The organism is Kitasatospora sp. NPDC036934 (assembly GCF_055608425.1).
Map to the genome: position 1 here is coordinate 241,540 of NZ_JBVJQR010000010.1, position 14,348 is coordinate 255,887.

At 72.0% G+C, this 14,348-nt stretch carries 12 protein-coding genes and 1 riboswitch; of the genes, 10 read left to right on the forward strand and 2 right to left on the reverse strand.

Annotated features, from left to right (window positions below; genetic code table 11):
• Positions 1-11: 11 nt before the first annotated feature.
• Entirely contained in the window at positions 12-1,133 is a 1,122-nt protein-coding gene (gene gcvT / locus ACZ7BZ_RS17835; protein WP_380459172.1) for a glycine cleavage system aminomethyltransferase GcvT, read from the reverse strand.
• A gap of 243 nt (positions 1,134-1,376) precedes the next feature.
• Positions 1,377-1,482: riboswitch (glycine riboswitch) on the reverse strand.
• Positions 1,483-1,669: 187 nt separating this feature from the next.
• Between gcvT and ACZ7BZ_RS17840 the strand changes: the two genes are divergently transcribed.
• The 8 genes from ACZ7BZ_RS17840 (at position 1,670) to ACZ7BZ_RS17875 (ending at position 10,987) form a co-directional block, all read left to right on the forward strand.
• A complete protein-coding gene (locus ACZ7BZ_RS17840; RefSeq protein ID WP_470359115.1) occupies positions 1,670-2,476 on the forward strand; it encodes an enhanced serine sensitivity protein SseB C-terminal domain-containing protein in 807 nt (268 codons plus the stop codon).
• Between the two features lie 115 nt (positions 2,477-2,591).
• Complete coding sequence (locus tag ACZ7BZ_RS17845; protein ID WP_470359116.1) at positions 2,592-3,527, forward strand: enhanced serine sensitivity protein SseB C-terminal domain-containing protein; 936 nt, start codon at positions 2,592-2,594, stop codon at positions 3,525-3,527.
• 479 nt (positions 3,528-4,006) lie between these two features.
• On the forward strand, positions 4,007-4,996 hold the full coding sequence (locus ACZ7BZ_RS17850; RefSeq protein ID WP_470359117.1) for an ABC transporter permease: 990 nt from the start codon (positions 4,007-4,009) through the stop codon (positions 4,994-4,996).
• 67 nt (positions 4,997-5,063) lie between these two features.
• The gene (locus ACZ7BZ_RS17855; RefSeq protein WP_470359118.1) at positions 5,064-6,842 is read left to right on the forward strand and encodes an ABC transporter substrate-binding protein; all 1,779 of its coding nucleotides are present in this window, start codon (positions 5,064-5,066) and stop codon (positions 6,840-6,842) included.
• 99 nt (positions 6,843-6,941) lie between these two features.
• Positions 6,942-7,952, forward strand: coding sequence for an ABC transporter permease (locus tag ACZ7BZ_RS17860; protein WP_470359119.1), 1,011 nt, complete (start codon positions 6,942-6,944; stop codon positions 7,950-7,952).
• Positions 7,949-9,019 (forward strand): ABC transporter ATP-binding protein, encoded by a 1,071-nt coding sequence (locus tag ACZ7BZ_RS17865; RefSeq protein ID WP_470359120.1) that lies wholly within the window; start codon positions 7,949-7,951, stop codon positions 9,017-9,019. Before ACZ7BZ_RS17860 ends, ACZ7BZ_RS17865 begins: the two co-directional genes overlap by 4 nt.
• Before the next feature lie 34 nt (positions 9,020-9,053).
• Entirely contained in the window at positions 9,054-10,100 is a 1,047-nt protein-coding gene (locus ACZ7BZ_RS17870) for an ABC transporter ATP-binding protein (protein ID WP_470359121.1), read from the forward strand.
• Between the two features lie 227 nt (positions 10,101-10,327).
• Positions 10,328-10,987: a trimeric intracellular cation channel family protein gene (locus ACZ7BZ_RS17875; protein ID WP_380460550.1), complete on the forward strand. Its 660-nt coding sequence runs from the start codon at positions 10,328-10,330 to the stop codon at positions 10,985-10,987.
• Here the strand turns inward: ACZ7BZ_RS17875 and ACZ7BZ_RS17880 are convergent.
• Entirely contained in the window at positions 10,893-11,669 is a 777-nt protein-coding gene (locus ACZ7BZ_RS17880; RefSeq protein WP_470359122.1) for an IclR family transcriptional regulator, read from the reverse strand. The two genes, ACZ7BZ_RS17875 and ACZ7BZ_RS17880, sit on opposite strands and share 95 nt — an antisense overlap.
• 157 nt (positions 11,670-11,826) lie before the next feature.
• Here ACZ7BZ_RS17880 and ACZ7BZ_RS17885 point away from each other — a divergent pair, with 157 nt between their 5' ends.
• Positions 11,827-13,008, forward strand: coding sequence for a cysteine desulfurase family protein (locus ACZ7BZ_RS17885; RefSeq protein WP_470359123.1), 1,182 nt, complete (start codon positions 11,827-11,829; stop codon positions 13,006-13,008).
• A 97-nt stretch (positions 13,009-13,105) separates the two neighbouring features.
• Positions 13,106-14,242, forward strand: a complete 1,137-nt coding sequence (gene mnmA, locus ACZ7BZ_RS17890; protein ID WP_470359124.1) for a tRNA 2-thiouridine(34) synthase MnmA — start codon at positions 13,106-13,108, stop codon at positions 14,240-14,242.
• The last annotated feature ends 106 nt before the right edge of the window (positions 14,243-14,348 follow it).

Genomic DNA, 14,348 nt, shown 5'->3' on the forward strand with positions numbered 1-14,348 from the left:
CGGCAGGGGCCTCAGCGGGCGCGCTTGTAGAACGGCAGCGCCACGACCTCGACCGGCTCGTGCTTGCCGCGCACGTCCACCGCGACGGCGGTGCCGGGGGCGGCGTGGGCCGCGTCGACGTAGGCCATCGCGATCGGCTTGCCCAGGGTCGGGGACGGCGCGCCCGAGGTGATCCGGCCGATCGGGGCGCCGTCGGCGGAGACCACGGTGTACTCGGCGCGCGGGACCCGCTTGCCCTCGGAGACCAGGCCGACCAGCACCTTCGGCGGGTTGGACTCGGCCGCGGCGGCGGCCTGCTCCAGCGCCTTGCGGCCGACGAACGCGCCCTCGTTGGTGGTCTTGTCGAAGCGGACGACCCGGCCCAGGCCGGCGTCGAACGGGGTCAGGTCGGTGGACAGCTCGTGCCCGTACAGCGGCATGCCCGCCTCCAGGCGCAGCGTGTCGCGGCAGGACAGGCCGCACGGGACCAGGCCGCGGCCCTCGCCGGCGGCGGTCAGCGCCTGCCAGACCGGCTCGGCGTCGACCGGCCGGCAGAAGATCTCGAAGCCGTCCTCGCCGGTGTAGCCGGTGCGGGCCAGCAGCACCTCCTTGCCGGCCACCTGGGCCGGGAGGATCGCGTAGTACTTCAGGCCGGGCAGGTCGGCGTCGGTGGTCTCCGCCAGGATGGCGGTGGCCTCCGGGCCCTGGACGGCGATCAGCGCGTAGGTGTCGCGGTCGTCGGTGACGACGGCGTCGAAGCCCTTGGCGCGGGCGATCAGCTCGTCCAGCACCAGCTGGGCGTTGGAGGCGTTGGCGACGACCAGGAAGGCGTCCGCGCGCAGGCGGTAGACGATCAGGTCGTCCAGGATGCCGCCGTCCTCGGCGCAGATCATGGTGTAGCGGGCGCGCAGCTCGCCGAGCGCGGAGACGAAGCCGACCAGCGCGTGGTCCAGCATCTCGCCGGCCTGCGGGCCGGTGACGGTGATCTCGCCCATGTGCGAGAGGTCGAACAGGCCGGCCTTGGTGCGGACGGCGAGGTGCTCCTCGCGCTCGCTGCCGTAGCGCAGCGGCATGTCCCAGCCGGCGAAGTCGGTCATGGTCGCGCCGAGGGCGCGGTGCAGCGCGTCGAGCGCGGTCAGGCGGAGGGACGACATGGCCAGGAACTCCTCGGTCGGGGCACTCAGGGGCGCGCGCCGGACCGGACCCGCTCGGGACCGACCCCGCGCGCGGGCATGCGGCGGCGTGGGTCTCCCCATCTGTCGTCGAACCTGAGAGCTTCACCGCCCGCCTGCCCTCAGCCGGTGCCAGCATCGGCTGGTTCCAGCATCGGGGACAGGGCGGCGGCTTGCACCGTGGGTGGGCGTACGGCGGGGCCGTACGCCGCTTTCCAGATGTGCCTAACCCGCGCGGTAGGGGGGCCTGAGAGATTCCGGGGAGGACTTGCTCCTTCGGCGCCGGCCGTGCCCCGATGAGGGGCACTCCGGGCTCTCCCGCGCGGGTTCGAGCGGCCGGTGTGGAGTTGTGGGGGCCCGCGGCGCATGCCGTCGGACGCGCACATCATGGCACGTCCTCGCGGAGGAGGGGAGAGGGGACCCGGTCACACGACGCCAAGGCGAACACGGGCCCTAAACTCTTGCGCGTCGGCGCAGCAGTGGGCGGCCGACCCGGCGGCAGGCCGGATCGGCGGCGCATGGAGTACCCGGTGGAGCAGCAGCAGGGGTGGGGCGGGCCGGAGGCGGCGCCGTCGGGCGGCGCGTGGCCGGCGAACGAGCTGGAGCAGGTGCTGACGGCCGCGCTGGGCGACCCGGGGGCGACCCCGCGGGTGGTCGAGGTGCTGGCCCGCAGCCAGGTGTGGATCCCGCTGCCGGCCGGGGGCGACCCGACCGGGCAGGGGCTGGACCTGCCGACCATCGAGCTGGCCGGGGCACCGTACGTGCCGGTGTTCTCCTCCCAGGAGGTGTTCCTGCAGCAGGCGCCGGGGATGGCCTTCGCGGTCGCGCCGGCCTGGGAGTTCGCCCGCGGGCTGCCGCTGGGCGTGGGCATCGCGGTCAACCCCGAGGCGGCGGTGGGCATCCCGGTGCCGCCGCAGGGGGTGGCCGAGCTGCGCCGCGGCCCGCGCGGGGACCGCTGGGAGCACGCCGAGAACGCCCCGGAGGGGCCGACCGGCGGCCGGGTGGCGCTGCGCGAGCCGGTGCCGGGCGAGGACCCGGAGTACTTCCTGGCCGCGTGCCGGGCCGAACTGTCGGCCCTGCCCGGAGTGTTGACCGCGCGCCGGGCACTGGCCAGCATCGAGGGCGAGCCGACGGTGATGTTCGTGGGGGTCCAGCTGGATCCGGCGGCCCCGGCCGACCCGGGCGCGGTGAACGAGGCGCTCGGGCGGGCGCTGGGAACCGCGCCGCTGCCGGGGGGCGTCCACCTCGTGCTGCTCGACCTCGCCGACGACCCGGTGGTCGAGTGGCTGCTGACCCGGGTCATGCCCTTCTACTCGCGGGTGTGAGCGGGGATCGTTCACAGGCACGTCGCCGTGGCGGCGGCCGGTGCGGCGCCATAGGGTGCGTGCAGGCGGCTGACGGGCCGGCGGGTTCAGGAAAGAGGCGCGGCGAGGTGGGCGCATGAGTGCGGGAACGGGAGCGGGCGGGGTGCCGGGGCCCTGGGGCCAGGCACCGGCCGGGCACCCGGCAGCGGATCCGGGCGTGTTGGAGCAGGCTCTGCGCGAGGTCGCGCCGGAGCGCTACGACGCGTACGAGCGGCTGCTGCACGCGCTGGCCGAGGGCCGGGTCTGGATGCTGCTCTGGCACGGCACGCCGGGCAGCCCGGACGCTCAGTACGGGAACATGGAGATCAGCGGCCACGGTTACGCGCCCGCCGTCACCTCGCCCGAGCAGCTGACGGCCTCCGGCTGGGCGCGGGCCCACGAGGTCGTCTCCGGGCGCGAGATCGCCGCCTCGCTGTACCGCACCCGCTGGGGCCTGTGGCTCAACCCGCACGCGCCGGGCGGCGGGGTGGGGGTGCCGTGGGCGGACCTGCGGCGGGTCGCCGCGGGACTGGACCGGCTGCCGGCCGGGCCGTTGAAGCTGAGCGAGCCGCAGGTGAACGCCCAACAGTTCTTCGCGCTGCTGGAGCGCCAGGCCGGCGAGGTGCGCGCGGTGCGGGCGCTGCGCCGGGCCTGGGTGCAGCCGGCCGTGGGGGAGCCGTACCTGGCGATCGGCCTGGACCTGTACGAGAGTTCGCCGCCGGCCGTGGAGGCGGTGCGGGCGCTGATGCAGCGGGCGATCGCGGTGGCCCCGGAGGGGCTCGCGGTGTCCACGGTGGCGATGGCGGACGAGTACGACCCGGTGGCGCTGTGGATGCGCGCGAACGCCCGGCCGTTCTTCGACCGGGAGGCGGGCCGGCCGCCGACCGGCCCGTACCCGCCGGTGCCGCCGCCGTACCCGGGGCAGTCGATGCCGGGGCAGCCGACCCCGGGGTGGGCGCACGGCGCCCAACAGTCCGCGCCGGGCTGGGGTCACCAGCCCCAGCGACAGTGGCCCGGCTACCCGGGCCGCTGATCGCCGAAACCGGTTGCCGATCGGTTGCCGAACCGGTTGCCAAAATCTCCGACACAAAGCCGACTTGATTAGCAATCAGGTCGGCTTCGGTGCTTTCCGGACGAATCATCCGCCGTCGCCGATGACGCATCTTGACATGGCTCGCGCACCCGTGTGAAGAGGTATATGCCGAAGACCGGGAAGGTGCATGCGGGCAGATCACAGTTGGGCATCTGTCGGTTGTCAGGGCTGGCGCAAGCCAGTTCGGATGGCAGAGAGTTCTGCGCAACGCAACGCGCGTACTGGGAACCCCACGAAGGTGAACGCGCAAGCCGACCGCTCGATCCATGCGACGCCCATCCCGCATGGAGGCAGTGCCCGTGCACGACGCACTGCCGCGACCACCTGCTCCTAGCACCTCCGCACGTCCGCAGCCGTACCGCCGAACCGGCGCCCGGCACCCGTGGGCCGGCCACCGTCGGCGAGGGGACCAACTGACCATGACCGCACCCATCACTACCGCCGGGAACGAACCCGAGGCACCCGCCTCCCCGAGCCCGGCCAAGACGATCGAGGGCCGCTCCCTCGGTCGGATCGCCTGGACCCGCTTCAAGCGGGACAAGGCCGCTGTCGCCGGCGGCATCGTGGTGATCCTGCTGATCCTCCTGGCCGTCCTGTCCGGGCCGTTGGAGTCGCTGTTCGGGCTCGACCCCGACCAGCCCAACCCGGACCTGCTGGACGCCAACCTCGGCGGACTCCCGCTCGGGGACTGGGGAGGGATGAGCGGGGACCACCTGCTCGGCGTCGACCCCCTGCAGGGCCGTGACCTGCTCGCCCGCGTGGTCGACGGCTCCTGGGTCTCCCTGCTGGTCGCCTTCGGCGCGACCCTGCTGTCCAACACCATCGGCACCGTGCTCGGCGTGATGGCCGGCTACTACGGCGGCTGGGTGGACACCCTGATCAGCCGGCTGATGGACGTCTTCCTGGCGTTCCCGCTGCTGCTGTTCGCCATCGCGATCTCGGCCTCGCTCCAGGGCGGCGCGTTCGGCCTGCACGGCCTCCCGCTGCACATCCTGGTGCTGATCTTCGTGATCGGCTTCTTCAACTGGCCCTACATGGGCCGGATCGTGCGCGGACAGACCCTCTCGCTGCGCGAGCGGGAGTTCGTGCACGCGGCCCGCAGCCTCGGTGCCCGCGGCCCCTTCATCCTGTTCAAGGAGCTGCTGCCCAACCTGGTCGGCCCGATCCTGGTCTACTCGACCCTGCTGATCCCGACCAACATCCTCTTCGAGGCCGGGCTGAGCTTCCTCGGCGTCGGCATCCAGCCCCCGCAGTCCTCCTGGGGCGGCATGCTGGCCGACGCGAAGAACTACTACCAGGTGGACCCCCAGTACATGGTGGTCCCCGGTGTCGCGATCTTCATCACCGTGCTCGCGTTCAACCTGCTCGGCGACGGGCTGCGTGACGCCCTCGATCCCAAGAGCAACTGACCCGAGAGCAACTGACCCGATCGTCAGGCCCTCCCTCCTCCACATCCTCAAGGGGTTGATCTCACCCATGCGTAGGTCCCGTACCGCCGTGCTGACCGCCGTGGCTGCCGCCGCGGTCCTGGTCGTCACCGGCTGCTCCTCCAGCTCCAAGAGCAGCGGTGGCAGTTCCTCCTCGGCCGGCTCCAACGACAGCAGCGGCGGCGGCGCCGACGCGGCCACCAAGCAGATCGTCAACGCCTCGGACAAGAAGGGCGGGACGGTCACCTACGAGATGAAGGGCACCCCGGACTCCCTCGACCCGGGCAACACGTACTACGCGTACATCTACAACTTCTCGCGCCTGTACGGCCGTCCGCTGACCACCTTCAACCCGGCGGCCGGCGCCGACGGCAACAAGCTGGTCCCGGACCTCGCCGAGTCGCTGGGCCAGGTCAGCCCGGACGGCCTGACCTGGACGTACAAGCTGCGCAAGGGCCTCAAGTACGACGACGGCACCGCGATCACCTCCAAGGACGTCAAGTACGCCGTGGAGCGCTCGAACTACGCGCCCGAGGTGAACTCCAACGGCCCGACGTACTTCCACGACAACCTGGTCGACAACCCGGACAAGTACCAGGGCCCGTACAAGGACAAGACCGGCGACCTCAAGTCGATCGAGACGCCGGACGACACCACGATCATCTTCCACCTGCAGCACCCCTTCGCCGACTTCGACTACCTGGTCAGCGCCCCGCAGACCGTGCCGGTGCCGCAGGCCAAGGACACCGGTGCCGACTACGTGAAGCACATCGCGGCCTCGGGCAGCTACAAGTTCGAGTCCTACGACGACGGCAAGGGGGCCGTGCTGGTCCCGAACCCCAACTGGGACCCGAGCACCGACCCGATCCGCAAGCAGCTCGCGGACAAGATCGTGCTCAAGATGAACATCGACCAGGCCACCATCGACAAGGACCTGCTGGCCGGCAACGCCCAGGTCGACCTGGTGGGCGGCGGCGTCGACCCGCAGACCCAGGCGCAGATCCTGCGCGACCCGAAGCTCAAGGCCAAGACCGACAACGCCTACGGCGGCCGCCTGGTCTACATGGCGATCAACAGCAAGGTCGCGCCGTTCGACAACATCGACTGCCGCAAGGCCGTCCAGTTCGCGATCGACAAGGTCGCGGTGCAGACCGCGCTCGGCGGCCCGATCCGCGGCCAGGTGGCCAGCACCGTGCTCCCGCCGGACATCCCGGGCCACCAGGACTTCAACCTGTACGAGACCCCGGGCAACAAGGGCGACCAGGCCAAGGCCAAGGACGCCCTGAAGGCCTGCGGCAAGGACGGCGGCTTCAAGACCGTGCTGTCCGCCCGCACCGAGCGCGCGACCGAGGTCGCCGCGGCCACCGCGATCCAGGCGCAGCTGAAGAACATCGGCATCGACGCCGAGATCCAGCAGTTCCCGCAGGGCAAGTACCTGACCGACTCGGCCGGTGCCCCGCAGTACACCGAGGACCACAACATCGGTCTGATGATGATGCAGTGGGGCGCCGACTGGCCGACCGGCTACGGCTTCCTGCAGCAGATCGTCGACGGCCGCGCGATCAAGGCCTCCGGCAACAGCAACCTGGCCCAGCTGAACGACCCGGCCGTCAACAAGATGATCGACGACGCCGCGGTCAACCCGGACCGGGCCGGCCGCGAGAAGCTCTACGGCGACATCGACAAGAAGGTCATGGAGTCCGCGGTGTACGTCCCGCTGACCGACTTCAAGGTCTTCCTGTACCGCCCGGACAGCGCGACCAACATCGCCTCCACCCCGGCCTTCTCGGGTGAGTACGACTACCTGAACATCGGCACCACCAAGTAAAGAGCCTGGCTCCGCATCCCTGAAGGCAGGTGAAGGCAGCGGCGCCCGCCGCCGTCCGGCAGATCCCGGACGGCGGCGGGCCGCCGGAGCCGCCCAACTGTGTTTGCCTACATCATCCGCAGGATCCTCGCGGCCGCGGCGCTGCTGGTCGTCGTCAGCGCGGTCACCTTCGCGATCTTCTTCCTGCTCCCGCGCATCGCCGGCGAGACCACCGACCAGCTGGCCGCGCAGTACATCGGGAAGAACCCCTCGCCCGAGGCGATCCAGGCGGTCAAGCAGAACCTCGGCTTCGACCAGCCGCTGTACACCCAGTACTGGAACTTCCTGAAGGCGCTGGTCAGCGGCGCCGAGTACAAGTTCGGCCCGGAACCGGCCACCTGCCACGTGCCCTGCTTCGGCTACTCCTTCAAGAACCACCTGGAGGTCTGGCCGGAGATGACCAGCCGGATCCCGGTCACCATCTCGCTCGCCATCGGCGCGGCCGTGCTCTGGCTGGTCTCCGGCGTCACCACCGGCGTGATCTCCGCCCTCAAGCCGCGGTCGATCTTCGACCGGCTGTCCATGGGCATCGCCCTGGCCGGCGTCTCGCTGCCGGTCTTCTTCACCGGCGCCCTGCTGCTGACCGTGTTCAGCTACGAGTGGCCGATCCTGGACAACCTGGAGTACGTCGACTTCACCGCCGACCCGCTGATGTGGGCCCGCAACCTGATCCTCCCGTGGATCTCGCTGGCCTTCCTCTACTCCGCGCTCTACGCCCGGCTCACCCGCGCCGGGATGCTGGAGACGATGAGCGAGGACTACATCCGCACCGCCCGGGCCAAGGGCCTGGTCGAGCGCAAGGTGGTGGTCAAGCACGGGCTGCGCTCCGCGCTCACCCCGATCGTCACCATCTTCGGCATGGACCTCGGCCTGCTGCTCGGCGGTGCGCTGATCACCGAGCAGGTCTTCTCGCTCAAGGGCATCGGCCAGTTCGCCGTCCAGGCGATCTCCGACAACGACCTGCCCAAGATCCTCGGCGTCACCCTGCTCGCCGCCTTCTTCATCGTCGTCTGCAACCTCGTGGTCGACCTCCTGTACGCGCTCGTCGACCCCCGCGTGAGGCTCTCGTGACCGACCTCCAGAAGACCCCGGCGGACGCGGCTCCCGCTCCTCTGGGTGACCCCTTCCTGTCCGTCCGCGACCTGCGGATCCACTTCGACACCGACGACGGCCTGGTCCGCTCGGTGGACGGGGTCAGCTTCGACCTGCACAAGGGCCGCACCCTGGGCATCGTCGGCGAGTCCGGCTCCGGCAAGTCCGTCACCTCACTCGGCATCATGGGCCTGCACCGCTCCAAGCGGGCCCGGATCAGCGGCGAGATCCGGCTGGACGGCGAGGACCTGATCGCGGCCGGACCGGACCGGGTGCGCCAACTGCGCGGCCGCGAACTGGCGATGATCTTCCAGGACCCGTTGACCGCGATGCACCCCTACTACACCGTCGGCGCGCAGATCGTCGAGGCGTACCGGGTGCACCACCCGCAGGCCACCAAGAAGCAGGCCAGGACCCGCGCGATCGAGATGCTCGACCGGGTCGGCATCCCGCAGCCCGACCGCCGGCTGGACGACTACCCGCACCAGTTCTCCGGCGGCATGCGCCAGCGCGCGATGATCGCCATGGCCCTGGTCAACGACCCCTCGCTGCTGATCGCCGACGAGCCCACCACCGCCCTGGACGTCACCGTCCAGGCGCAGATCCTGGACCTCATCCGCGACCTCCAGCAGGAGTTCGGCTCCGCCGTCATCATCATCACCCACGACCTCGGGGTGGTCGCCGAGCTCGCCGACGACATCCTGGTCATGTACGGCGGCAAGTGCATCGAGCGCGGTCCGGCCGAGAGCCTCTTCGACGCGCCCGAACACCCCTACACCTGGGGCCTGTTGGGCTCGATGCCGCGCCTGGACCGGGAACTGCAGGAACGGCTCGTGCCGGTCAAGGGCACCCCGCCCAGCCTGATCAACGTGCCGTCCGGCTGCGCCTTCCACCCGCGCTGCCCGTACGCCGCCCTCACCGGCGGGCGCTCCGCGAGCGAGGTCCCGGTGCTGACCGAGGCCGCGCCCGGGCACGTGGCGGCCTGCCACCTGCCGGCCGGCGAACGGCACCGCATCTTCGCCGAAGAGATCGCGCCCAGGCTGTGAGCCCGGCCTCGTACCACCTTTCTGGAGAGAACCGATGACGGACACTCAGGGGGCCACGATCCCTTCGCCGGCGCCCGCCCCCGACCGCGAGCCGCTGCTGAAGGTGACCGGCCTCACCCGGCACTTCCCGATCCGCGGCGGACTGCTGCGGCGCCAGACCGGCGCGGTGCGGGCCGTCGACGGCATCGACTTCACCGTCAACGCCGGCGAGACGCTCGGTGTCGTCGGCGAGTCCGGCTGCGGCAAGTCCACGATGGGGCGGCTGGTCACCCGGCTCGACGAACCCACCGGCGGGACGATCGAGTTCGAGGGCACCGACATCAGCCACCTGGGGGCCGGCGCGCTGCGGCCGCTGCGCCGCGACATCCAGATGATCTTCCAGGACCCGTACTCCTCGCTGAACCCCCGGCACACCGTCGGCACCATCGTCAGCGCGCCGTTCAAGCTCCAGGGCGTCCAGCCGGAGGGCGGCGTCAAGAAGGCCGTCCAGGACCTGCTGGAGCTGTGCGGGCTCAGCCCCGAGCACTACAACCGCTACCCGCACGAGTTCTCCGGCGGCCAGCGCCAGCGCATCGGCATCGCCCGGGCGCTCGCGCTCAAGCCGAAGATGATCATCGCGGACGAGCCGGTCTCGGCCCTGGACGTGTCGATCCAGGCGCAGGTGGTCAACCTGCTGGACGACCTCCAGCAGGAGCTGGGCCTGACCTACCTGATCATCGCGCACGACCTCTCGGTGGTCCGGCACGTCTCCGACCGGGTGGCGGTGATGTACCTCGGCAAGATCGTCGAGATCGCCGACCGCGACTCGCTCTACCGCAGCCCGATGCACCCGTACACCAACGCCCTGATGTCGGCCGTCCCGGTGCCCGACCCGCGCCGGCGCCAGCAGGGCGGGCGCGAGCGGATCCTGCTCAAGGGCGACGTGCCCTCGCCGATCAACCCGCCCAGCGGTTGCCGGTTCCGGACCAGGTGCTGGAAGGCGCAGGACGTCTGCGCCTCGCAGGAGCCGCCGCTGGCGGCGCTGAAGACCGGGCACCAGGTGGCTTGTCACTTCCCCGAGCGGAGCGAGGGGAACGGTTAGGCACAGTCCCGAGCGGAGCGAGGGGAACGGTCAGGCACAGTCCCGAGCGGAGCGAGGGGAACGGTCAGGCACAGTCCCGAGCGGAGCGAGGGGAACGGTCAGGCGCAGCTCCGAGCGGGGCGAGGGGAACGGTCAGGCACAGTCCGGAGAACCTGGAGAACCCGGAGAACAAGGGCTGAGCGGACGGTGGGCGGAGGGGGAGGTTCCGCGCAGGTCATAGTTGTGTGGTGACCTCGCAGATCTTCCCCTCCGACGTGCAGCAGTCGCTGGACCTCGTCGGCATCTTCGTCTTCGCGCTCTCCGGAGCGCTGCTCGCCGTCCGCAAGAACATGGACATCTTCGGGATCTGCGTCCTGGCCGAGGTCACGGCGCTCGGCGGCGGGGTGATGCGCGACCTGGTGATCGGCGCGACCCCGGTGGCCGCCTTCACCAACCTCGGCTACTTCCTCACCCCGCTGGCCGCCGGGCTGGTGGTGTTCTTCCTGCACCCCGAGGTCGAGCGGATCAACCGGGCGGTGCAGGCCCTGGACGCCCTCGGCCTCGGCCTGTTCTGCGTCACCGGCACCGCCAAGGCGCACGACTACGGGCTGGGGGCGGTCGCCGCCGTCGCGCTCGGCATGGTGACCGCGGCCGGCGGCGGGGTGATCCGCGACGTCCTGGCCGGGGAGATCCCCTCGCTGCTGCGCTGGGACCGTGAGATCTACGCCGTCCCGGCCCTGGTCGGCGCCGCCCTGGTGGCCGTGCTGATCGGCGCGAACCGGCTCACCGGCGCCACCGGCACCGCCGCCGCGCTCACCGCCTTCGGGCTCCGGATGCTGGCCCTGAAGTACGGCTGGCGCGCCCCGCGGGCCTGGCACCGCAACGGTTCTCGCACCAGCGAGGAGTAGGCGAGCCGCCGTACGCGAGCGAGATCGCCTCGGCCGTGCAGAGCAGCTCCGGCAGCATCCGGGCCAGCTCCGCCGGCGGCACCTGGCCGGCCGGGGCGCTCAGCGCGCAGGCCGCGACCGTCCGCCCGCCGATGCCCGCGACCGGCGCGGCCACACAGGTCACCGGCTCCCGGTGCTCGGCCGACTCGGCCGCCCAGCCCCGGCGGCGCACCGCCGCCAGCTCGGGCGGCAGCTCCTCCTCGCGGGCGCCGTCGGCCGGCAGCCCGGCGAGCAGCACCCGCCCGACGGCCGTCCCGGTCACCGGGGCGCGCCGGCCGATCCGGGGCGGCCGGGCGGCCGACGGCCCGGCCACCTCGTCCAGGTAGAGCACCTCGCCGTCCTGCAGCACGGCCAGTTGGACGGTGTAGCCGCAGCGGGCGTTCAGCGCGGCCAGGTAGGGCGCGGCCACCTGCCGGACGTCGAAGTCCTCCAGCGCCCGGTGCGCCAGCGACAGCACCCGGCCGCCGACCCGGTAGCGCAGGTCGGGCTGGCGCCGGACGAAACCGTGCTCCTCCAGCGTGCGCAGCAGGCGCAACGCGGTGGACTTGTGCACCCCGAGGCGGCTCGCGGCCTGCTCCAGCGAGAGCGGCCCGTCGTCGAGCGAGCCGAGCAGGGTCAGTGCGCGGTCGACCGACTGCGACATGGTGCCCCCCTGGACTGGCTTGAGAAGTGTTCGTCAGGCTAACCGCTGCCCGGCGCAGTGGTACAAACCAGTGCCGGACGCCGGCGTCCGGCGGGTGGCCGGATCGGTGCAGGCTCTGGATCGGTCCCGCCGGGGCTCCCTCTACAATCGGGGGGTTATGCCATACCTGGACCATGCGGCGACCACGCCGATGCTGCCCGAGGCGATCGCCGCGATGACGGCGCACCTGGGGGTGGTCGGCAACGCCTCGGCCCTGCACGCGGCCGGCCGCCGGGCCCGCCGGGTGGTCGAGGAGGCCCGCGAGTCGCTGGCCGAGTCGCTGGGCGCCCGCCCCAGCGAGATCGTCTTCACCGGCGGCGGCACCGAGTCCGACAACCTGGCGGTCAAGGGCCTGTACTGGGCCCGCCGGGACGCCGACCCGGCCCGCACCCGGGTGCTGTGCAGTCCGGTCGAGCACCACGCGGTGCTGGACGCGGTGCACTGGCTGTCCGAGCACGAGGGCGCCGAGGTCGAGTACCTGCCGGTGGACGCGTTGGGCCGGGTGCACCCCGAGGCGCTGCGCTCCTCGATCGAGCGCGACCCCTCCTCCGTCGCCCTGGTCACCGTGATGTGGGCCAACAACGAGGTCGGCACCGTCCAGCCGGTGCGCGAACTCGCCGCCGTGGCAACCGAGTACGGCATCCCGATGCACGCCGACGCGGTGCAGGCGCTGGGGCAGGTCCCGGTGGACTTCGCCGACTCGGGGCTCACCGCGCTCACCGTCACCGGGCACAAGATCGGCGGCCCGTTCGGCATCGGCGCGCTGCTGCTCTCCCGCGGCGCCACGCCCGTACCGCTGCTGCACGGCGGCGGCCAGGAACGGGACGTCCGCTCCGGCACGCTGGACGCCCCCGCCGCCGCCGGCTTCGCGGCCGCCGCGGCGCTCGCCGTCGAGCGGCGGGCGGAGCACGCGGAGACGCTGGGCGCGCTGCGCGACGAACTGGTCGCCGGAGTGCTGGCCGCCGTCCCGGACGCCGTGCTCAACGGCGACCCGGCGGAGGAGGGCCGGCTGCCCGCCAACGCCCACTTCTCCTTCCCCGGCTGCGAGGGCGACGCCCTGCTGATGCTGCTGGACGCCCAGGGCATCGAGTGCTCCACCGGCTCGGCCTGCTCCGCCGGGGTGCCGCAGCCCAGCCACGTGCTGCTCGCGATGGGCGTCGACCCGCTGCTGGCCCGCGCCTCGCTGCGGTTCTCGCTCGGGCACACCTCGGTGCGGGCGGACGTCACGGCGCTGGTGGAGGCCATCGGCCCGGCGGTGCGGCGGGCGCGCAACGCGGGACTGGCGTCCGTACGGCGCTGACGGCGGGTTCCCCGGCTCCCGGCGGCTTCCCCTGCTTTCCCCGGCTTTTCCGCGGCTTCCGGGAACAGCCGGGCCACCCCGTACCCTTGTTGCCATCATGACTGACTTCCCGGGTGCCCCGACCACTCCGTCCACCGGCCGTCTGCGCGTGCTCGCGGCGATGTCCGGCGGAGTCGACTCCGCCGTCGCCGCCGCCCGCGCCGTCGAAGCCGGCCACGAGGTGACCGGCGTCCACCTGGCGCTGTCCGCCAACCCGCAGTCCTTCCGGACCGGGGCGCGCGGCTGCTGCACCATCGAGGACTCCCGGGACGCCTGGCGGGCCGCCGACGTGATCGGCATCCCCTTCTACGTCTGGGACCTCGCCGAGCGCTTCCGCGAGGACGTGATCGACGACTTCGTCGCCGAGTACGCGGCCGGGCGCACCCCGAACCCGTGCCTGCGCTGCAACGAGAAGATCAAGTTCGCCGCGCTGCTGGACAAGGCGATCGCGCTCGGCTTCGACGCCGTCTGCACCGGCCACTACGCCCGCATCGTCGACCTGCCCTCCGGCGAGCGCGAACTGCACCGCGCCGTGGACGCCGCCAAGGACCAGTCCTACGTCCTCGGCGTGTTGGACTCCGACCAGCTCGCCCACTCGCTCTTCCCGCTCGGTGACACCACCAAGGAGCAGATCCGCGAGGAGGCCGAGCGCCGCGGCCTGGCCGTCGCCAAGAAGCCCGACAGCCACGACATCTGCTTCATCGCCGACGGCGACACCCAGGGTTTCCTGGCGCAGCACCTCGGCACCGCCACCGGCGACATCCTCGACGTCGACGGCACCAAGCTCGGCGAGCACGACGGCGCCTACGGCTTCACCATCGGCCAGCGCAAGGGCCTGCGGATCGGCCGCCCGGCCGCCGACGGCAAGCCCCGCTACGTCCTCGACATCTCGCCGGTGAACAACACCGTCACCGTCGGTCCGGTCGAGGGCCTGGACGTCACCGCCCTGACCGCCATCCGCCCCCGCTGGTGCGGCACCGAGGCGCTGGTCGAGGGCCGCTACACCGCCCAGCTCCGCGCCCACGGCGAAGAGGTGCCCGTCACCGCCGCCATGGTCGACGGCACCCTCCACGTCCGCCTCGACACCCCCGCCCGCGGCATCGCCCCCGGCCAGGCCGTCGTCCTCTACGACGGCACCCGGGTCATCGGCTCCGCCACCATCGCCACCACCGAACGCCCGGCGGTCCGGGCCTGAGTGGGCCATGGCCGGGGTCATCCGGAGGGATGACGGGGCTGAACCGGGCGGATGACGGGGGCCGGAGAGGGCATTCGGCGGGCTGATTCGGGGGTTCGGGGCCCGG